This is a genomic window from Pokkaliibacter sp. MBI-7 (genome assembly GCF_029846635.1).
Classification (GTDB): Bacteria; Pseudomonadota; Gammaproteobacteria; order Pseudomonadales; family Balneatricaceae; genus Pokkaliibacter.
In genome coordinates, this window is sequence record NZ_JARVTG010000001.1 from 832961 (window position 1) to 853420 (window position 20460).

At 54.2% G+C, this 20460-nt stretch carries 19 protein-coding genes; 13 read left to right on the plus strand and 6 right to left on the minus strand.

All coding sequences use genetic code 11. The features are described 5' to 3' along the window. Nucleotides 1–783, minus strand: coding sequence for a lipid asymmetry maintenance ABC transporter permease subunit MlaE (gene mlaE, locus QCD60_RS03705; protein WP_279782511.1), 783 nt, complete (start codon nucleotides 781–783; stop codon nucleotides 1–3). A 12-nt stretch (nucleotides 784–795) separates the two neighbouring features. Further along, complete coding sequence (locus QCD60_RS03710) at nucleotides 796–1593, minus strand: ATP-binding cassette domain-containing protein (protein ID WP_279782514.1); 798 nt, start codon at nucleotides 1591–1593, stop codon at nucleotides 796–798. Between the two features lie 357 nt (nucleotides 1594–1950). Here QCD60_RS03710 and QCD60_RS03715 point away from each other — a divergent pair, with 357 nt between their 5' ends. The 12 genes from QCD60_RS03715 to yjgA all read left to right on the plus strand — a co-directional run bounded on the left by QCD60_RS03715 (nucleotide 1951) and on the right by yjgA (nucleotide 10982). Then, entirely contained in the window at nucleotides 1951–2922 is a 972-nt protein-coding gene (locus tag QCD60_RS03715; protein ID WP_279782516.1) for a KpsF/GutQ family sugar-phosphate isomerase, read from the plus strand. 19 nt (nucleotides 2923–2941) lie between these two features. After that, a complete protein-coding gene (kdsC, locus tag QCD60_RS03720) occupies nucleotides 2942–3469 on the plus strand; it encodes a 3-deoxy-manno-octulosonate-8-phosphatase KdsC (protein ID WP_347950220.1) in 528 nt (175 codons plus the stop codon). A 28-nt stretch (nucleotides 3470–3497) separates the two neighbouring features. Next, nucleotides 3498–4061, plus strand: coding sequence for an LPS export ABC transporter periplasmic protein LptC (gene lptC / locus QCD60_RS03725; RefSeq protein ID WP_279782520.1), 564 nt, complete (start codon nucleotides 3498–3500; stop codon nucleotides 4059–4061). Continuing rightward, nucleotides 4045–4551 (plus strand): lipopolysaccharide transport periplasmic protein LptA, encoded by a 507-nt coding sequence (gene lptA, locus QCD60_RS03730; protein ID WP_279782522.1) that lies wholly within the window; start codon nucleotides 4045–4047, stop codon nucleotides 4549–4551. The genes lptC and lptA overlap by 17 nt, the downstream gene beginning before the upstream one ends. Continuing rightward, nucleotides 4548–5273: an LPS export ABC transporter ATP-binding protein gene (gene lptB / locus QCD60_RS03735; protein WP_279782524.1), complete on the plus strand. Its 726-nt coding sequence runs from the start codon at nucleotides 4548–4550 to the stop codon at nucleotides 5271–5273. The genes lptA and lptB overlap by 4 nt, the downstream gene beginning before the upstream one ends. 77 nt (nucleotides 5274–5350) lie before the next feature. Next, nucleotides 5351–6823 (plus strand): RNA polymerase factor sigma-54, encoded by a 1473-nt coding sequence (locus QCD60_RS03740; protein WP_279782526.1) that lies wholly within the window; start codon nucleotides 5351–5353, stop codon nucleotides 6821–6823. Nucleotides 6824–6926: 103 nt separating this feature from the next. Continuing rightward, nucleotides 6927–7235 carry a ribosome-associated translation inhibitor RaiA gene (gene raiA / locus QCD60_RS03745; RefSeq protein ID WP_104156435.1) on the plus strand — a complete coding sequence of 103 codons (309 nt, stop codon included), beginning with the start codon at nucleotides 6927–6929 and terminating at the stop codon, nucleotides 7233–7235. 9 nt (nucleotides 7236–7244) lie between these two features. After that, nucleotides 7245–7709, plus strand: a complete 465-nt coding sequence (gene ptsN, locus QCD60_RS03750) for a PTS IIA-like nitrogen regulatory protein PtsN (RefSeq protein ID WP_104156434.1) — start codon at nucleotides 7245–7247, stop codon at nucleotides 7707–7709. Further along, nucleotides 7706–8560, plus strand: a complete 855-nt coding sequence (gene rapZ, locus QCD60_RS03755) for an RNase adapter RapZ (RefSeq protein WP_104156433.1) — start codon at nucleotides 7706–7708, stop codon at nucleotides 8558–8560. The genes ptsN and rapZ overlap by 4 nt, the downstream gene beginning before the upstream one ends. A gap of 14 nt (nucleotides 8561–8574) precedes the next feature. Beyond that, on the plus strand, nucleotides 8575–8847 hold the full coding sequence (locus QCD60_RS03760) for an HPr family phosphocarrier protein (protein WP_104156432.1): 273 nt from the start codon (nucleotides 8575–8577) through the stop codon (nucleotides 8845–8847). A 150-nt stretch (nucleotides 8848–8997) separates the two neighbouring features. After that, a complete protein-coding gene (gene mgtE, locus QCD60_RS03765; RefSeq protein ID WP_279782531.1) occupies nucleotides 8998–10347 on the plus strand; it encodes a magnesium transporter in 1350 nt (449 codons plus the stop codon). 110 nt (nucleotides 10348–10457) lie between these two features. Beyond that, nucleotides 10458–10982: a ribosome biogenesis factor YjgA gene (yjgA, locus tag QCD60_RS03770; protein ID WP_104156430.1), complete on the plus strand. Its 525-nt coding sequence runs from the start codon at nucleotides 10458–10460 to the stop codon at nucleotides 10980–10982. A gap of 39 nt (nucleotides 10983–11021) precedes the next feature. Here yjgA and QCD60_RS03775 read toward each other — a convergent pair whose 3' ends face one another. The 4 genes from QCD60_RS03775 to QCD60_RS03790 all read right to left on the minus strand — a co-directional run bounded on the left by QCD60_RS03775 (nucleotide 11022) and on the right by QCD60_RS03790 (nucleotide 18593). Continuing rightward, nucleotides 11022–11867, minus strand: coding sequence for a carbon-nitrogen hydrolase family protein (locus QCD60_RS03775; protein WP_279782534.1), 846 nt, complete (start codon nucleotides 11865–11867; stop codon nucleotides 11022–11024). A 131-nt stretch (nucleotides 11868–11998) separates the two neighbouring features. Beyond that, nucleotides 11999–15880, minus strand: a complete 3882-nt coding sequence (locus QCD60_RS03780; protein ID WP_279782536.1) for a YhdP family protein — start codon at nucleotides 15878–15880, stop codon at nucleotides 11999–12001. Between the two features lie 49 nt (nucleotides 15881–15929). Further along, nucleotides 15930–17396: a ribonuclease G gene (rng, locus tag QCD60_RS03785; RefSeq protein WP_104156427.1), complete on the minus strand. Its 1467-nt coding sequence runs from the start codon at nucleotides 17394–17396 to the stop codon at nucleotides 15930–15932. A 123-nt stretch (nucleotides 17397–17519) separates the two neighbouring features. Beyond that, nucleotides 17520–18593 (minus strand): AraC family transcriptional regulator, encoded by a 1074-nt coding sequence (locus tag QCD60_RS03790; protein WP_279782539.1) that lies wholly within the window; start codon nucleotides 18591–18593, stop codon nucleotides 17520–17522. A gap of 224 nt (nucleotides 18594–18817) precedes the next feature. Here QCD60_RS03790 and QCD60_RS03795 point away from each other — a divergent pair, with 224 nt between their 5' ends. Next, entirely contained in the window at nucleotides 18818–20455 is a 1638-nt protein-coding gene (locus tag QCD60_RS03795) for a fatty acid--CoA ligase (protein WP_279782541.1), read from the plus strand. Nucleotides 20456–20460 lie beyond the last annotated feature (5 nt).

The following is a 20460-nucleotide window of genomic DNA, read 5'->3' on the forward strand; positions in this document are numbered from 1 at the left end:
CTAAAAATCTCCAAACATCAGTGCAGTTAGCACAAAGTCCAGCCCTAGCACTGCCAGGGAAGAATACACAACCGTACGGGTAGTCGCTTTACTGATACCTTCAGATGTCGGCACCAGATCATAGCCCTGAAACACTGCGATCCAGGTCACCACCGCACCGAACACTACCGCCTTGATCATGCCGTTGATCACATCATCAGCGAAATCAACCGAGTTCTGCATATTGGCCCAGAATGAGCCAGAGTCGACTCCCAACCAGTCCACACTGACCAGCGATCCACCCCAGATACCCACTACGTTGAAGATCGCCACGAGCACAGGCAGTGATATAAACCCTGCCCAGAATCGAGGGGCTATGATACGCCGCAGCGGATCAACCCCAATCATTTCCATGCTGGCCAACTGTTCCGTGGCCTTCATTAATCCGATTTCAGCTGTCAGCGCTGACCCAGCCCGACCAGCAAACAACAGTGCAGCGACAACCGGAGCCAGCTCACGCGTCAAGGTGAGCGCTACCATTTGTCCAACAGCTTGCTCTGACCCGTAATCCACCAGAATGGTATAGCCCTGCAACCCCAGAACCATGCCGATAAACAAGGCAGACACGACAATGATGATCAACGACAGAACGCCGACAAAATAAAGCTGCCGGACTAACAGAGGAAACTGTACGCGCCAGTCAGGTGCAGCCACCAACGCTTGGTACATTGTCAGTCCGGATCGCCCCAATACCGTAAAGATATTGAGCGTGGACCGACCAACACCAGCCACCCAGTCAAGCATCTAACACACTCCTCAGCTAAATTGCTCGGCAACAGACATGGCAGGGTAATGAAAAGGTACGGGACCATCAGGCAGCCCCTGAATGAACTGTTTTACCTGCATCTGGTCAGTTGCCTGCAACTCCTCAGGAGTTCCCCGCGCCAGAACCTGACCATCAGCAACGACATAGACATAGTCCGCAATACTGAAGGTCTCCTGAATATCATGGGAGACGATGATTGCAGTGTGGCCCAGCGCCTTGTTCAGCTTACTGATCAGCTGCACGACTACCCCCATAGCAATGGGGTCTTGCCCGGCAAACGGCTCGTCATACATGACGATATCCGGGTCCAGCGCAATGGCACGTGCCAGCGCCACACGCCTTGCCATACCACCAGACAGCTCCGCTGGCATCAGCTCTGCGGCACCACGCAATCCGACTGCCTGCAATTTCAGCAGCACCAGATCACTGATCATGTCTTCGGGTAACTGAGTATGCACGCGCAGCGGGAAGGCAACATTTTCAAAAACGCTCAGGTCTGAAAACAATGCTCCAGACTGAAACAACATGCCCATCCGCGAACGCACGGCAAACAGCTGTTTACGGCTCATTCTGGCAATATTCTTGCCCGCAACTTCGATGGTGCCAGCATCGGGTTTGAGCTGCCCACCGATCAGCCGCAGCAGGGTCGTTTTTCCTGTACCACTTGGGCCCATGATGGCGGTAATTTTCCCCTGAGGGATATCAATGTTCACCTCATCATAAATAGCCCGCTCCCCCCGATAAAAACTCATGTCGCGAACGCGAACAATAACGTTATCAGACACCATAATCCCTCACTGGGCGGTCGGCGGTTTAAAAAAGCGCAAATCATAACATGATGCCTGCGCGACCAACATCCCGCATGAATGTTGCGTTTCAACTCGACCAGCCAACGACTGACGTATGCTAATCCAGGAGCCATGCTGATTCAGCCCGATGCTGTTATGGCCATCTGCATCGTCAACATCAACCCTCATATACAAACTGTTGCATTCGTCAGTAACACTGACGAAACCCCGGCAAACCGGCATACGTCTGAATATTCCCTGACAACTCTGCATGCGTAGCCACAGCGCAAAGCGTTTAGCATAAAAAAAATAATGCTATTATCGGCACCTATTTTGCTAATAACCGAGCTGGAGCGCATGAGTCACCCTCACGATTTCCTGGCAAGTGCACAACGCACCATTCGTATAGAAGCCGATGCAGTTGCTTCACTACAACAACAACTTGGCGAACACTTCAATGCAGCCTGCCAACTGATGCTGAGCTGCACAGGACGTGTCGTGGTCATCGGCATGGGCAAGTCAGGGCACATTGGCAATAAAATTGCTGCAACCCTGGCCAGCACCGGCACTCCCAGCTTTTTCGTGCACCCGGCAGAGGCCAGCCACGGCGATATGGGGATGATTACCACTGCGGACGTGGTATTGGCACTTTCAAACTCTGGCGAAACCCCAGAGGTTCTCAACCTCATCCCTCTGCTGAAGAGACTGCGAATCCCCCTGATCAGCATGACGGGGAATGCCAGCTCCAGCCTGGCAACAGCTGCTGATGTACACATTACCCTGAGTATTGATGAAGAGGCTTGCCCACTAGGCTTGGCACCGACCAGCAGCACGACCGTTGCGCTGGTCATGGGCGATGCACTGGCCGTTGCCCTACTCGAAGCGAGGGGGTTCACAGCAGAAGACTTCGCCTTCTCTCACCCTGGTGGCAGCCTGGGCCGGCGTTTGTTACTACGCGCGCGGGATCTCATGCATGGAGATGAACAGTTACCTCAGGTGAGTCCCGACACCCTGCTGCGCGACTCGTTGCTGGAAATTACACGTAAGGGCCTTGGCCTCACTACGGTAACAGACGAAAGCGGCCAACTCTGTGGCATCTTCACCGACGGCGACTTGCGTCGGGCACTAGACCAACGCCTGGACCTGCATTCGCTGCCCATCAGCGATGTCATGACACGTGGCTGCAAGACCATCAATCCGGAACTGCTGGCCGCTGAGGCGCTCAACCTGATGGAACAATGGAGTATTACCGCCCTGGTAGTCGTAGAGCAAAACAAACCGGTCGGCATTCTGCACATGCACGACCTGATCAAAGCGGGAGTAGTGTGACATGGCTCAGGAAAGCACTCTGGACTCACTGCTACTGCAACGCGCACAGCGAATCACCATGCTGATCATGGATGTCGACGGCGTTCTGACCGACGGTCGCCTGTATTTTGCTGAAGAGGGCTACGAGTTAAAAGCGTTCAACTCCCTTGATGGTCACGGCATCAAGATGCTGCACAAGGTGGGTATCAAAACAGCAATCATTACTGGCAGGCGCTCTGCTCTGGTAGCAAAACGAGCAAAGGATCTCGGCATTCACTTTTTATTTCAGGGCAGAGAAGACAAGCTGGACGCACTGGAAGAGCTGCGTCAGGAACATCAGATCGACATGGAAAACATTGCCTACATTGGTGATGACTGGCCAGACCTGCCGGTACTACGTCGTGTCGGACTGGCAGTGACAGTACCCAATGCCGCCCCTGCGCTGCAGCCCCACACCCACTACTGTTGCCAGCGCAACGGCGGCGAAGGCGCTGTCAGGGAGCTATGCGAGCTGATACTGACAGCACAGCAGAAGCTGTCGGCCTGCTTGCAACCCTATCTGGACTGAGTAAGAAGCAGAAAATGGGGGTGGACACATGTCCCTGAAGAACCGAGTTATCCTGATTCTGGCCTTCGTACTTATTGGGATTGCACTGCTGCGCTATGATCTGCGTGAGCCAGATCAGCCAGTACTCAGTCTGGAGGTGCTTGATGGCGAGAAAGCAGACTCCTACGCCACTGGCATCACCACTGAGCGCTTTGATCAAAACGGACAGCTGGCATCAAGCGTATTCTCACCACGCGTCGACCATTTTCAGTCGAAGGGGGTGAGCTTGTTACAGATGCCTGATATCCGCACCTGGTCCCAAGACGGAGAGTGGCATACCACGGCCAGAAATGGTCGTTACTATGATGCCGACGAACATATTGAACTGGAAAACAATGTTGTAATTGATCGCCAGCCACCACAAAACCCAATAACCATGGCAACAGAATGGCTGCGCATTGATTCACACCTTGAGCAAGCGTCAACAGATAGACCGGTGGTCATTACAGCCCCGGATGGCATTGCAGAGGCTACAGGCATGACTGCCGACTGGGCCAGCAACCGAGTAACCCTTCTCTCTCAGGTAAGAGCCACCTATGAAACAGCTCGTTAGACTCGCATTCGGCGCAGCCATACTCTTTCCGACTCTGGCCATGGCACTCCCTGAAGACCGGGAAAAACCTGTACACATCGTCTCTGATCAGGCGGTATTGGACGATGCCAAAGGTACCGTCACCTACACAGGGAACGTCAAGCTGACTCAGGGAACCCTGGAAATCAATGCAGACAAGGTCGTGCTGTATGTCGTCAACAACGAGCTGACCAAGGCCTTTGCATACGGCAAACCTGCGCACTACCAGCAATTACCCAGCCCGGATCAGCCCCTGACCCATGCCTACGGCCTGACTCTGGAATATGACCTGACCGCAGAGACAGTGACTGCCATTGAACAGGCAAAGCTGACTCAGAATCAGGACACTTTTACCGGCGAACGTATCACTTACGACATTACCAAACGCACGGTAAATGCATTCAGTGCTCAGGGCAGCAGTGGCAAGCGTGTTGAGATGATCCTGCAACCAAAGAAAAAAGCGACCCCATGAGCACATTACATGCACAACACCTGGCCAAAGCCTACAAGAAACGTCAGGTGGTCAAGGATGTATCCGTGAAGGTCAGTCGCGGCGAAATTGTTGGGTTACTTGGCCCAAATGGCGCGGGCAAAACCACCTGTTTTTATATGATTGTTGGCCTCGTTGCTTCAGACAAAGGCCGTATCCTGCTGGATGAGCAGGATCTCACCACTCTTCCTGTTCACGGCCGTGCACGAGCGGGAATTGGCTATCTACCGCAAGAAGCATCGATTTTCCGCAAGCTCAGCGTGAAGGACAACATCCTGGCGATCCTCGAAACCCGAGCAGAGCTGAGCAAGGCAAGTCGTCTGGAGCTTATGGAATCCTTGCTAAAAGAGTTCCACATTACGCACATTCGCGATAGTCTGGGCATGAGTTTGTCTGGCGGCGAGCGACGTCGGGTGGAAATTGCCAGGGCATTAGCCATGGAACCTGACTTCATTTTGCTGGATGAACCTTTTGCAGGTGTTGACCCGATATCCGTCAGTGACATTCAACAGATCATTCGTCATTTGAAGTCACGGGGCATTGGAGTGCTGATCACCGACCATAACGTCAGGGAAACCCTGTCGATTTGTGATCATGCCTATATTGTTAGCGATGGGACCATTCTCGCAGAGGGAGATGCCGATGCTATTCTTCAACATGAACAAGTACGGCAGGTCTATCTGGGCGAAAACTTCCGCTTTTGAGCAGCCCGGCATGGCGGCAATAACACGCCATTTTCAAGCCTGATCCGATGAGTCAAGAAGTATCTTCGTAGCCAAATATGAAACCCTCATTACAGCTGAAAATCGGTCAGCAGCTGACCATGACCCCGCAGTTGCAACAGGCTATTCGTCTGCTGCAGCTTTCCACTCTCGACCTGCAGCAAGAAATCCAGGATGCGCTGGACGGTAATCCGCTGCTTGAGGTCGAAGAAGAATTCGAACCTGCTGTTGCTGAAGAGCGTTACGAAACGGCTCTGAAAAACGAAAGTGCCAGCAGCAATAATGACAGCGAGCAGGAGACTGACAGCCAGTGGTCAGAAGATATTCCTGAAGAGCTGGCTGTCGATAGCAACTGGGAAGACACCTACTCCACACTGCCCAGTTCTTCATACGATAGCGAAGATGGTTACGACTTTGAATCACGAGCCACTGCAGGTGAAAGCCTGCAGGCTCATCTAGAATGGCAGCTCAATCTGACCCCGATGAGCGAACGTGATCAGTTGATTGCTTATACCCTGATCGACAGCATCAACACCGAAGGCTATCTGACCAGCTCTTTGGAAGAGTTGATGGAAAGCCTCAACGAAAACGATGACGAAGACCCTGTAGAAGAAGATGAGCTACTGATGGTTTTACACCATCTGCAGCAATTTGATCCTCCCGGGGTTGCTGCTCGCGACCTAGCTGAATGTCTGACTATCCAGTTGCGACAGCTACCTGTCGAGACACAGTGGCGACAACAGGCTCTGGACATCATTGCGCAGCACCTGAATCTGCTTGGCACCCGAGACTATGCAACCCTGATGCGTCGCACCCGTCTGAGCGAAGAAGAGCTGGCCGCCGTCATTCATTTGATACAGACCCTTAATCCTCGCCCTGGCGCCAGCATTACCTCTGGCGATTCGGAATATGTGATCCCCGATGTGGTTGTCAGCAAGAAAGAAGGTCAATGGCTCATTGAACTGAATCAGGATGCCATGCCCAGGTTGCGTATCAACAATAGCTACGCCAGTCTGATCAAGCGCGCAGACTCAAGTAGCGACAACACCTATCTGAAGAATCAGCTGCAAGAAGCACGCTGGTTTATCAAAAGCCTGCAAAGTCGCAACGACACCCTGCTCAAAGTAGCCACCAAGATTGTTGAATTTCAACTCGACTTCTTTGAAGAGGGCGAAGAAGCAATGCGCCCGATGGTCCTGGCAGACATTGCTCAGGCAGTGGAGATGCACGAGTCCACTATTTCTCGTGTCACAACCCAGAAGTTCATGCACACTCCACGTGGGGTGTTTGAACTGAAGTACTTCTTCTCCAGCCACGTCGGTACATCCGACGGTGGGGAAGCCTCCTCGACAGCAATTCGCGCCATAATCAAAAAGCTGATTGCCGAGGAGCCTCCGAAAAAGCCATTGAGTGATGCCAAGCTGGCTACCCTTCTGGAAGATCAGGGTATCAATGTGGCTCGTCGTACTGTGGCTAAATATCGCGAAGCTATGGGTATTGCCCCATCGAATGAGCGTAAACGTTTGGTTTAAAAGCTAAATTTTTTGACGCAAAAAAAATTTGACGAAGCCTGCAAGCATACGGCTATATTGAGATGCAACCAGCAAACATTCACCGGCAACTCAGGAGAGTGCTATGCAAATAAATATCACAGGCCATCAGCTGGAACTCACCCCTGCTCTCACTGATTACGTTCACAGCAAGCTACAAAAGCTGGAACGTCACTTTGACAACATCACCAACGTTCAAGTCACTCTAAGCGTGGAAAAAACCCGCCAGATCGCCGAAGCCAATGTTCATCTGGCAGGTGGCGAGCTGTTTGCCACCCATGAAAATGGTGATATGTATGCTGCAATTGACGGCCTGGTAGACAAACTGGATCGCCAGCTACTGAAGCATAAAGAAAAGCAAAAAGAACGCAGTCACGGCGTTACGGTACGTTAATCCTCACCTATGCAACTAAACCAACTTTTAACCCAGGCATGCACCATTGAAGGTGCAGCCTGGAGTAGCAAGAAGCGCGTACTGGAACAGGCCAGTGAACTACTGGCCAGCCAGTTCGACCATCTGGATGTTGACGCTATCTACAACGGCCTTCTGAGTAGAGAGCGACTAGGCAGTACAGGCCTGGGTGGCGGGATTGCGATCCCTCACTGCCGCTTACAGGACTGCGACAAGGTCACTGGCGCATTGATACATCTCAAAGACCCTGTCGACTTCGATGCTCGTGATAATCAGCCTGTCGATCTGATTTTCGTCCTGCTTGCTCCCGAAGAAGCTCATGACTCTCATCTGCAGGCATTAGCACGCGTTGCCGGGTTGTTGCAGGATGAAAGCAACCTGCAGCGCCTACGCCGAGCTGGCAGTGCAGAGGCCTTATATCAGACAGCACTGGATATAGCTGCTCAGACATCATGAAACTTTTTATCATCAGTGGTCGGTCAGGATCAGGAAAAAGTACAGCACTCAACGCGCTGGAGGATCTTGGCTACTACTGCATTGATAACCTGCCCGTCGACCTGCTGAAAGCACTGGTCGAGCAGGCTCAGAAGTCTCCCAGCCCTGAGCGTCAGAATATGGCTGTCAGCATTGACGCTCGCAACCTTCCCGGTGGTCTGGGCGATCTTCCAGTGCTATTGCAAGACATCCGCAACATGGGTGTCCACTGTGAAGTGATTTATCTGGATGCTGATGAAAGCATCCTCCTTCAGCGCTTCAGCGCCACCCGCCGTCGTCATCCGCTGACCAATGGACGCATCAGCCTCCAGGAAGCCATTCAGGAAGAGCGAAGACTGCTTCGCCCTATTTCCAACTGTGCCGATCTGACTATCGACACGACTCATATGACGCTGTACGACTTGCGCGATACGATCAAAGTGCGCGTTGCAGGCCGTGCACAGGAGCTGGCGGTATTATTTCTGTCGTTCGGATTTAAGCATGGCCTGCCACTGGATGCAGACCTGGTGTTTGATGTCCGCTGCCTGCCCAACCCACATTGGATTCCATCACTGCGTGGCTTCACAGGGCGTGAGCAACCTGTCATCGACTACCTGCAAAATGAGGCAGATGTGGGCAAGATGCTTGATGACCTGCGTAACTTGTTAGAAACTTGGCTACCATATTATGAACGCAACAATCGTGCCTATATGACGGTAGCCATAGGTTGTACAGGTGGCCAGCATCGCTCGGTTTATATGGTCGAGCAATTAGCCGCTTACTTCACTGCAACTCGGCATCACATCCAGACTCGGCACAGAGAGCTCGATTAACTTCAGGATGCGGCATGCGCGAAGAGAAAATTACGCTTATTAACAAATTGGGCTTGCATGCCAGAGCAACAGCTAAGCTGATCGGTGTGACCACCCGTTTTACCTGCCGGATCCAGATGGGCAAGATCGGCGGCAAGATGGTTGATGCCAAAAGCATCATGTCCGTTATGTTACTGGCGGCCAGCAACGGTACTGAACTCCAGTTCATGCTAGATGGCGAAGATGAGGCACAAGCCTGGGAAGCCATTGCCGCTATGATCAATGATCGGTTTGAAGAGGGAGAATAACCTCCCTAACCCACCAGCTGCTCTCCTCCACTCCTCAATCCCGTTGCCATTGCACTGGCATGAGCGGGATATTCAGATACTATTTCAGCAGTGATCTAGGAACTCAGCCTCTGTGCCCAGCGGTGCAGATCCGCACACCAGGAACGAGCTATGGCCCAGGCCCTGAACCACAGCCAGCTGGAATACCTCAATGCCGCGCTCAGCAGCGGTGAGCTACAACAGGTACGCCGAATGATGAACGGCGGCCTGAAACCCGCCGATGTTGCCCATCTTATCGAGTCTTCCCCACCTAAAATCCGTACCTTGTTATGGAATATGGTCGATCAGGACAACGAAGGGGAAGTCCTGCAATATCTGAGCTTCGACCTGCAGGAGAGTTTCCTGCGGGAAATGAACGCGGAAGAGCTCATTGCCGCCGTTGAGCACCTGGATATCGACGACCTGGCAGACATGCTGCAGCATCTGCCAAGCACGATCATCAGCGAAGTGTTGCGTTCGATGGATCAGCAGGACCGCGAACGTCTGGAACAGGTACTGTCCTACCCCGAGGACAGTGCCGGCGGGTTGATGAATACCGACACCATTACTGTTCGGGCGGATATCTCCATCGACACAGCGCTGCGATACCTGCGCTGGCACAGTGAGATCCCTGCTATGACAGACAGCCTGTTCGTGGTCAGCCGCAAAGATGTCTTTATCGGTATTCTGCCACTGACCCGCCTGCTGGTCAGCGACCCCAATATCAGTATTCGCGAGGTGATGATTACCGATACCATCACCATCCCTGCCACCATGCCTGACACCGAAGTTGCCAAACTATTCGAGCGGCACGATCTGGTATCAGCACCGGTGGTGGGAGATGACAATGTCCTGCTCGGACGTATCACAATCGATGACGTGGTTGATGTTATTCGCGAAGAATCGGACCACTCACTGATGAGCATGGCCGGCCTTGATGACGATGCGGATACCTTCTCCCCTACACTAAAAACCGCCAGACGCCGTGCCGTCTGGCTGGGTATCAATCTAATCACCGCATTCATCGCTTCAGCTGTCATCGGTATGTTTGAGGCGACCATTCAGAAAGTGGTAGCGCTTGCTGTGTTGATGCCCATCGTTGCGAGCATGGGCGGCATTGCAGGCAGCCAAACGCTCACCCTGATGATCCGCGGTCAGGCTCTGGGACAGGTAGAGCGCAGCAACATGGGCTGGCTGCTCAATCGCGAACTACTTGTCGGACTGCTCAACGGCGCATTATGGGCCATCGTCATCGCCTGCCTGGCCATGCTCTGGTTCAAGGACATCACAATTGGCCTCATCATCGCCAGCGCCATCATCATCAACCTGATCGCGGCCGCACTTTCTGGTACTATGTTGCCCCTTTTACTGAAGGCGTGGGGGATCGATCCCGCCCTGGCAGGAAGTGTAATCCTGACTACCATTACAGATGTGGTGGGGTTTATGTCCTTTCTCGGCCTGGCCACTATTTTCTACGCCTGATCGTATTTCCGCTCTGCAGCCCTGAGACGTTCAGCAGGACTCCTGCCAACGACACATCAACAGGCATCAGAAGAAATACAGTTCCCCACCCAGGTTTGACGGATAAGACAATGCGCTACAGCTGGCATAAAGACGACCAAGAAGACGAATTTGAAGGCCCGAGCAAGTCGGAACTGAAGCGCCAGAGCGAGGCTCTGCAGTCACTCGGCAAGCGTCTGACAGAGATGACCAACGAACAGCTAACCAAAGTGCCAATGAGCGACACTCTGGCCAAGGCTATCCTTGAGCACAAACGCCTCAAGCAGGGCGAGGCCATGCGCCGCCACCTGCAATACATTGGCAAGCTGATGCGTAGTGAAGATAACGAAGCCATCCAGAATGTAGTGGACCGCTTCGATGCCGGAAGCCAGGCTTACGTACAGCACTTCCATATGTTGGAGCGTTGGCGTGATCGTCTTCTGAATGAAGGGCAGGATGCATTAACTGAACTGCTGGCAGAGTTCCCCGAGTTCGACATCCAGCACCTGCGTCAGCTGGTCCGCAATGCACAGCGCGAACAAAGTGCAGGGAAACCACCAGCCAGCGCCCGCAAGCTGTTCAGTTACATTCGTGAAGTGGTCGAAGCAAGACAGTAAGGTCGCAGCCGCGTCACCCTACCCCATCCAGCGTTGCACTCAGCTGGCGCTTGATGGGGGAGCAAGCTTGACATGCTGCAATACCGGCATTCGCGTACGTATATCTCGCAACAACTGCAGATCACAATCTGCACTCACCACTCCCCCCCCCTGCTTTAAGCGGTTCAGCACCTCTCCCCAGGGAGAGACAATCATGGAGTCGCCATTAGTGGCACGTTTCGGCGTATGCTGTCCGCCCATATTCGGGGCCAGCATGTAGCACTGCGTCTCAATGGCTCGGGCCCGTACCAGCACTTCCCAATGCGCATCGCCGGTGGTGCGGGTGAAGGCAGAAGGCAAGCTGATCAACTCTGCGCCCGCCTGCTGATAACGCCTGAATAGCTCAGGGAAACGCAAGTCATAGCACACCGCCATACCCAGTCGGCCCCAGGGGGTATCAGCAACGACGGGAGTATCGCCTGGCTCTACCTCACTGGACTCACGGTAGGACTGCTGCTGATCAGCCACCTCAACATCAAACAGGTGAATCTTGTCGTAACGCGCCACTTCGTTACCTGCATCATCCAGCAGCCACGAAGCCGATCGTGCACGAGCTTGCAGCAAGCTGCCATCGGCACGGCGACGAGTGGGAATCGTGCCAGCCAGCAACCAGATGCCATGCCGCCGGGCCTGCTCAGCAACAAAGCTGCGCAATCTGCCACTTTGATCTATCTCCTGGGCAGCCACTTCCTGCATCCGGCCCGTGGAAAAAGAGGCAAAGTTCTCGGGCAGAAGGATAAAACGAGCACCCTGTTTAGCGGCCACCTCAATTAACAGCTGTGCTTGCTGCAGGTTGGCATCCAGATCAGGAATGCTGACCATTTGCACCAGTGCAATTTCACCCATAATCCTTCCCACCTTGATTGATACAACAGGGTCACAGCCAGCTTTTACCACCCTGCTGGCAGCGAGTATGCGATAGCTGCCGGAATTGACACAGAACATGAGTGTGTGACCAGACTCAAGAGCGAGCAGTGTTAGCGATCACCACCCTGAGGACGTCCTGTCTTGTCGTGCGACTCTGTGCTCTCAGCAGCATCAGAGGTTTTCCCCCCCGCACCTTCCAGTTGTACATCCTCTTCACCCAGCTTGCCTTTGATGTGGTATTTGACTGTGGCAATCTTGCTGAGCCTGTCCCCAGTGATCTTATCAAGGATAAACAAAGCACCTCCCACCTGCGGCAATCCGGCAAGCAGCCCGGCAATCGGCAATGCACTGGTAATTGGCAGGGTCACGTTCACATGCTGATCAACGGTATCATGCACCAGATCCAGCGTTCCCCTGGCCTCAATATCGGCCCCGCCCCCCTGTATGCGGGTGGGCTCGCGGGTAATCATCACCCCATTGCTAATGTTCATGGAGCTGGTCCAGGTATCGTAGCTGATACCCGAGCTGAAGAGGTCACGGAAATCCAGCGTCAAACGACGACCGATCTGATTAAAGTTAAAGATATTGAAGATTTTCAGGGCGTTACTTTCCGTCGACGTCTTCAGAATCTCGCCTTTCGCCAGTTTGAGATCAGACTGCCCACTCAGCCGGCTCAGGACAAAGGCCGCGGGTGAGCCTGGCCAGCCAACATTGGCGGTCAGCTGCCAGTTTTTACTGGTCAGTGACTTGGCATACCCCCCACGACTAATCAGCTCACCGAGGTCATCCCCATGCACATCCAACTTCAACTGTGTAGTTGACTGCGCACTATCGCGGTGCCAGCTCATCAGGGCATCCATGCCGTGGTTGCCCAGTTTGGCTGTAATGGGCAATAACTGATAGCCATCGCTGCTGGCTTTACCACTCAGCTGCCAGCTCCCCAATGGCCATTTCCCAAACTTCAGCTCACCCACTTGAGCTGTCAGTGTTGGCCATTGTCGTGGATCAACCTGTGCCAGCGGGTCATCGAACTTTTCCTGCTCGCCATCGCTCTGTTTATTCTTGTCATCTACTTCAGGAATCAGCAGGCGACTGAGATTGACATCCAAATGGCGACGACCTGCATCATAACTGACTCGCCCATCCAGACTGTCGCCGCTGAATAGTACTCCCTTGGGATCATAGCTGGCGGTCGCCGCTCCCCAGTCACGCCCCAGCCAGTGAAGATTATCGGTCACTATGCGAGCTGAAATCGGCAAGCTGACCTTGCCATCGGGCACATCGCCTTTCTCTCCGGTAGATACGGCACCAGCCACCGACGCTTTATTACTGGCAGTGGAAGAGAGTGAACTCACTGCCGCGATCCAGTCTGTTGGATTCAACTCAGCAAACTTCGCGGCCACTTCGACTGCAGCACTTTTCGGCCACTGAGGCGCTTCACCACCAACACTGATGGCCACGGCTTTGGCCTGGTTACCCTGAAATCTGGCCTTGGCATGCAGCAAGTCACCGTATTCAACAGTGACCCGGGTTTCCTTTTGAGCTTCAATATCCAGTTGCAGCGGGACTGTGGCGTTTGCTGCTTTGCCAAGCGGCGCAGGTAAGTTAACACTTACACCCTGCAAATCACTGGTGATATGCAGAGCCTGGCAATAGGACGTATCGTCCTGACAGAAATGGCGCATCGCAACCCAGTCCAGATCACCGGTAATCCAGTCAGGCAACGAGAGCTGTTGCCACTGGGCCAGATCACTCAGCGCACTGTGTCCTGCTACCTTCAGCGTTGTTGCTGCCGCCCCTGTGGAGTCTTTGCTGCTTGCCGCAGGGACTAGCTGAGCCTGTACATTCTGGCCACGCCAGTTGCCTTGCAGCGGCGCGTCAGTAAACAACCCTTTACTACTGTCATAATGCAAATCACCGCGAATGTCGTCGACCTGCAACTGTTCTTTGGCCTGTAGCAACTGAGCACTGCCAAGACGGGTATCCACCTTGATGTCGAGCGCGGGATCATTCCTGGCCAGCGGGATTTGCAATGCCACCTGGCCCGTCAGCGAGCCTGTCATCTGCCAGTCTTTCAGTGCCGTCAGCGAGCCTGCAAACGGCGCCGTCAACAGCAGATCCTGTACATCAGGCAATGCTGCGTTGACTTCCGTCGCTACCGACAGGCGATGATCATCAGGAGCCTTTGGCCATACCACCTGCACGTTACTCAGATCCAGATTCTGCAGCTGTGCCTGATGAGCAAAGGCGGTAACGGATTCATCATGGGTCAGTAACTGGACATTGGCATCGTGTAAAGCAGGCCATTCCGGCGAGAAATTAAGCTGAGCGTTCTGCAGATCAAGATAAAGCTGCACGGTGCGCTCGTTCCAGCTGGCACTCTTGCTGACACTGCCGTCATAAAGAAAAGCACCGCTGCGGAGATAGCCATCGGGCATGGCCTGCCGCAACCAGTTCATCAGGGAGGGCGATACCGTGTGATCGGGCACAAACTCAAGCCCCTGTCCGGCATCACTGTCTTTCACACCGATCATCAGCGTAAAGCGCTGATCATTGTCATCCTCATGCAAGGGTAACTTCAGGCTGAATCGCCCCCTGGCCTGCCAGCCCAGTCGATCCAGGCTCAGGGTATCGCTGGTCACCCAGGCATCCTTCTCCGTGAGATGCCAGCCAATTACCCCAGCGGCGCTGTTGAACTCCCAGCCATTGCTGAACAACTGTGGAAAGGCCAGCGTCAGGGGCTGCCCGTGCAGGCTGACCTTACCACCATGAGCATCTGCCTCCACTGCCCCGGTCACGCCAATGAGCGAGGGGATGCCATCAACATCGTTGACGCTGACTTGCTGCAGATCACCCCGTAACGTCCAGGGCGAAACAGGCTGCGCCGCACCATCGCGCTGACTGGCCTGCTCGACACTTGCCTGATCCAGAGTGAAGTAAAGATTTTTGACATGCCCGCGGCCATACAGAGGCAACAGCCGGTTTTCCCACAAGCCGGAGGAGACATGCTGCTCCATAAGCCAGGGCCAAAGCCGGTGCAGGTTCAGATCATCCAGCCACAGTCGCGTTTGCCAGGGTAAATGCTGGATGCTGATATTCATTGGCGCCAGTGATTTGCCTTGCTGATCAGCCCAGCTAAGTTGCTGCAAGCCAGCCCACCAGCCATTCCCGGCCTTGCGCCAGACCACCTGCGTGCGCAGCTGTGCCAGTTGCCAGGAGGAGCTCGCTGTAGAGAGTGCCAGCTCAGGCAGAGACAGGTTACCGTTGACCGTCTGGATACGGGTACCACGCCAGTCAGCCCACAACTGCCCTTCAAGATCCAGCGCGCCAAGCTGCACCCCCTGAGGCAACCAGGGCTGCAGTGCAGCGCGATAGGACTGGCTGGGCATATTCAGCCATAACTGCCCTTCCCAGATATTGCCTTGCCAGCGCAGCTCAAGTGGAGCAGCCACGCCTTCCGTCGCCACTTGCAGACGACCACCGTAGTTAAAACGGGATGCAGCAGGTGCATTATAAAGACTGAATTGCACCTGCTGCCGTATAGCGCCCTTGCTTAATGCCGCCTTGCCACTGACATCCACCGGTAGCGTGATCAGCCAGGAAGGCCACTGAAGCTGACTATCCCCGGGCTGTTCCGGCACAGCAGCCTGTATCTCGATACCGTGAGCCTGAATACGGGTCATCACCGGATAGAAGCGCCAGACACTGTTGAGCGCGTCCATTTCCAGCTGCAACTCGGGGATGTTCAGCTGCTCTCCCCAATGCACATTTCTCAGGGTCAGAGCGATGCGGCTACCGTTCCACTGCGTCTGAGTAGCATCAAAATACAGCGGAACGGCGAAATGCTGCCGGCTCCAGTTCAATACCGGCGCCGACCACCAGGGCAAGGTTTGCCATACCAGCAGGATCAGGGTGAGCAATGCCACCCAAATGATCGACAACATGGCCAGCAGCCGCAGAAAGAATCGTCCCAACCTTAACAACAACGGCATCCAACCTTACTCCTGACCGTCCTTGAGGGTACGACCTGATACTCTGGGCTTAACGCAAAACGACATCGAACTGCTCAGTGGTGTACATGGGCTCGACCTGAAAACGAATGGTTTTGGAGATAAAGGTTTCCAGTTCCGCCACGCGATCCGACTCCTCATCCATCAGTTTGTCGACCACTGACTGGCTGGCCAGTACCAGATAGGAATCGGTGTTGTATGCCCGATGTTGACGCAGAATGTCACGGAAGATCTCGTAGCAGACCGTTTCAGGGGTCTTCAATGATCCCCGTCCCTGGCAGATAGGGCATGGCTCACACAGCACCTGCTCAAGACTTTCGCGGGTACGCTTGCGGGTCATTTCCACCAGACCCAACTCAGAAACGCCCGTCACCTTGCATTTGACGTGGTCTTTCTCCAGCACCTTCTCCAGGGTTCGTAACACCTGGCGCTGATGCTCCACATCTTCCATATCAATAAAGTCGAGAATGATGATGCCACCCAGATTACGCAACCGGAGCTGCCGGCCAATGGCAGTGGCGGCTTCCAGATTGGTCTTGAAGATGGTTTCTTCCAGTGTTTTGTGCCCGACGTAAGCACCGGTATTGACGTCGACCGTGGTCATGGCTTCGGTCTGATCGAAAATCAGATAGCCGCCCGATTTGAGTTGCACCTTGCGGCCCAGAGCACGCTGAATCTCATCTTCAACATTATAAAGATCGAAAATCGGCCGCTCTCCCGGATAGTACTCAATACGCTCAAGAATCTCAGGGATCAGCTTGCCAACAAACTCCTGTGCCTTGTGGAAGGTTTCGCGTGAGTCAATGCGAATCTTTTCTACCTCGGGTGTCGCGAGGTCGCGCAGGATGCGCATATACAGCGGCAGGTCTTCATAGATCACAGTGGCAGGTGCGGCTTTGTCCATGGACTCCTGCAGGGAGTGCCACAACCGGCGCAGGTACAGCAAATCCTTGTGAATGTCCTTCTCCCGTGCACCTTCGGCAACGGTGCGGACGATGAAGCCACCTACATTGACCTCGCCCTCTTCGTGCAACTGGTCCAGCTGGCTCTGCACGGTCTGCTTCAGGCGCTCACGCTCGACTTCATCTTCGATACGCTGCGAAATGCCAACATGTTCAGCGTAGGGCATATACACCAGATAACGCGATGGGATGGAGATATGGGTGGTCAGCCGCGCACCTTTACTGCCGATGGGATCCTTGGTGACCTGTACCACCAGGGATTGCCCTTCGCGCAGCAGGTAGCTGATGGATTTGTTCTCATCTTCCTTGGCACTACGGATATCAGCAGCATGTATAAAGGCAGCACGATCCAGGCCAATATCAATGAAGGCAGCCTGCATGCCCGGCAGTACTCTGACGACCTTGCCTTTATAAATGTTGCCGACAATACCCAGCTTGGCTGCACGCTCGACATAAACCTCTTGCAGCATACCGTTCTCTACCACGGCAACGCGGGTTTCCATCGGTGTGAAGTTGATCAGAATCTCTTCGCTCATTCGGGTCTCAAGCTCTTCCTGATCCCGGCCGACGTTGGACCGGGGTTGATTATTATGCCTGATGGGTTATGACAACCCCACCTGGTGGCAACATGATGTTACGGCTTCGCAGCTGTTCGCAGACTATTGAAAAATCACAGGTATCAGGGTTTGTGCCGACCTGCCTCCTGTCTGCAAACAGGCAAGAGAATCATGGCGCCGGCGCTGGCGATATTCGCCCGGTGCTTCCTGACGCCAGCGCCTGAAGGCGCGATACAGATTGCTCACATTGGCGAACCCCAGCAGATAGCTGATTTCGCCCATGCTTAACTGTTCATTGTTCAGATACCGACAGCACAGCGCGTGGCGGGCCTGATCCAGTAACTCACGAAAGCAGCATTCCTCATCCTGCAGGCGCCGCTGAAAGGTGCGCAGGTTCATGTGCAGCGCCTCTGCCACCTGTGCCGCTTCGACCTCACGCAGCGAATCACGTGACAACAGCTGCTCATACACCTGTCGGCTAAAACTACGGTAGCTCATTGCCTGCAGATAACGCTGCGACAGCTCATCATGCTGTCGGGCCAACTCAGGATTTCGCCCGGGCAACCACTCTTTCATCAGGCTCGCAGAGAAAGTTAATACCACCTCCTCCCCCCGCCACGCCAGCGCCTCACCAAACAGACGCTTGAAAGGGACTGTCATTTCAGGTTCCGGCCCAGGCAGAACAACACGCAGTGGTTGCGGCTTGGCCGGATGCAGATGCCGGATGGTCAGCACTATGGTGGCAGCAAAGACTTCCCAGTCCAGCATCAGCAAGGGATCACGCAGCAGAGGCGCCTGCCGTAATACGACCTGCAGTTCGCTGTCATGTTCAATCAGTTGCACATGGAAGGCATCGGCAAACAATCCCGCACAGTGCTGCAATCGCTGACAACCCTGCAACAGGGTATCGCTTGCCCAGATTGCGTAACCAAGGCTGTACCAGGACGGGGGGCGCACTTGCCGGGCCACTGTCAGGGCAAAACCACGATCATTGCTCATCACCATGGCCAGCTGCATCAGATCACTGATCTTGCGCTGTGGTACCCGCGCCGTGCCTTGCTGCAGTAATTCAGGATCAATACCACTGCGTTGTAACAGACTGGCAAAGTCGAGCCCATAGCGACTCGCCGCCTGCTCGATCACACCGAGCCATCCTGCCAGCACCGTGGCCGTCATGGTCTTATCTCAGCCGTCATGGATCATCTCCCTGTATTGCCCAGCATGTGCTGTTGTCTGCAATCACCTGAGTACATCTCGCGAGCTCATTATTCATGAGCTATTGTCTTTATGCGACAAGTTATTATCCGCAGCGGTAAGCAACTTGTTAGTCGACCTTGGTCCGAGAAAGAATCTTTGCAGCGACTACCTCACCCACACCATAACAACAAGAGGACCACACCATGGGTGTAAAACTGATTCCACCTGCCCAGGCTGCGCAACATTTTCCATTACTGATCAAACAGTTATTCCTTTCCGCAGGACGTTACCAGCCAGACAACCAGATCGTCTATCGAGATCAGCAGAGTTTCAGCTATCGCCAGTTTCGCCTGCGGGTCCAGCAACTGGCAGCGGTGCTACGCGCCGCCGGGGTAAAAGAAGGCGATACCGTGGCAGTGATGGACTGGGATAGCCATCGGTATCTGGAGTGCTATTTTGCCGTACCGATGCTGGGCGCCGTACTGCACCACGTCAATATCCGCCTCTCTCCTGAACAGATTCACTACACCATGGCTCATGCCGAAGACCGTTTTGTGCTGGTGCATGATGACTTTATTCCCATCGCCCAGGCGCTGCTGCCCCGCTTGCCGCTGGTGCAGGCATGCATTCGCCTGAGTGACAGCGGTGACTATCAGGGTGACGTTGCGTTTATTGGCGAATACGAACAGCTGCTGGCAGCAGCCGAACCGCTGACCGAGTTTCCCGATTTTTCCGAAGATGCCATCGCAACCACGTTCTATACCACCGGCACGACCGGCAACCCCAAAGGGGTGTTCTTCAGCCATCGGCAACTGGTGCTGCACACGCTCAATATGGTGGGTACGCTGGGCGCGTACAACGGCATTGACCTGTTGCGCTCGGAATCGGTGTACATGCCGATTACGCCGATGTTCCATGTCCATGCCTGGGGCACACCCTATGCCGCTACCGTACTGAACTGCAAACAGATCTATCCTGGCCGCTATGAACCCAACATGCTGGTGGATCTGGTGGTCAGACATCAGGTCACTGTATCCCACTGCGTACCGACCATCCTGCAGATGCTGCTGAGCTGCGAGCGCTGTAAAGACATCGACTTCAAGGGCTGGAAAGTATTGATCGGTGGCAGTGCGCTGCCTCGCGGACTGGCCAGAGCGGCGATGGAACGAGGTATCGATATCAGCTCCGCCTACGGCATGTCAGAAACCTGCCCCCTGCTGACCGTCACCCATCTCACCAAGGAGCAGCGCGAGTTACCGCTGGAGCAACAACTGGATTACCGCACTCTGACAGGCAAACCAGTCAATCTGGTCGATCTGCAGATAGCCAGCCCCATGGGCGATCTGCTTGATCACGATGGAGAACAGCTGGGTGAGATTGTGGTGCACTGCCCCTGGCTGACTCAGGGCTACTACAAGGAAGAAAGCAAAAGCGAAGAGTTGTGGGCCAACGGCTGGCTGCATACAGGCGACGTAGCTTCCATCCATGCCGATGGTTTTATCGAGATCAAGGATCGTCTGAAGGATGTCATCAAGACTGGAGGAGAATGGCTGTCTTCACTTGAACTGGAGAACTTTATCAGTCAGCACACAGGCGTCGCTGCCGTAGCAGTGGTGGGGATCGCTGACAGCAAGTGGGGTGAACGCCCACTGGCACTGGTGGTGAAAAGCGATGACACACTGGATGACGCCGCCTTGCGCAGCCATCTTCAGGAATTTGTCACCCTGGGCAAACTGAGCAAGTGGGGCATACCCGATCACTTCGAGTTTGTTGCTGATATCCCCAAAACCAGCGTCGGCAAGATCAACAAGAAACAGATTCGCGAGCTGTTTGGCCATTAATCAAA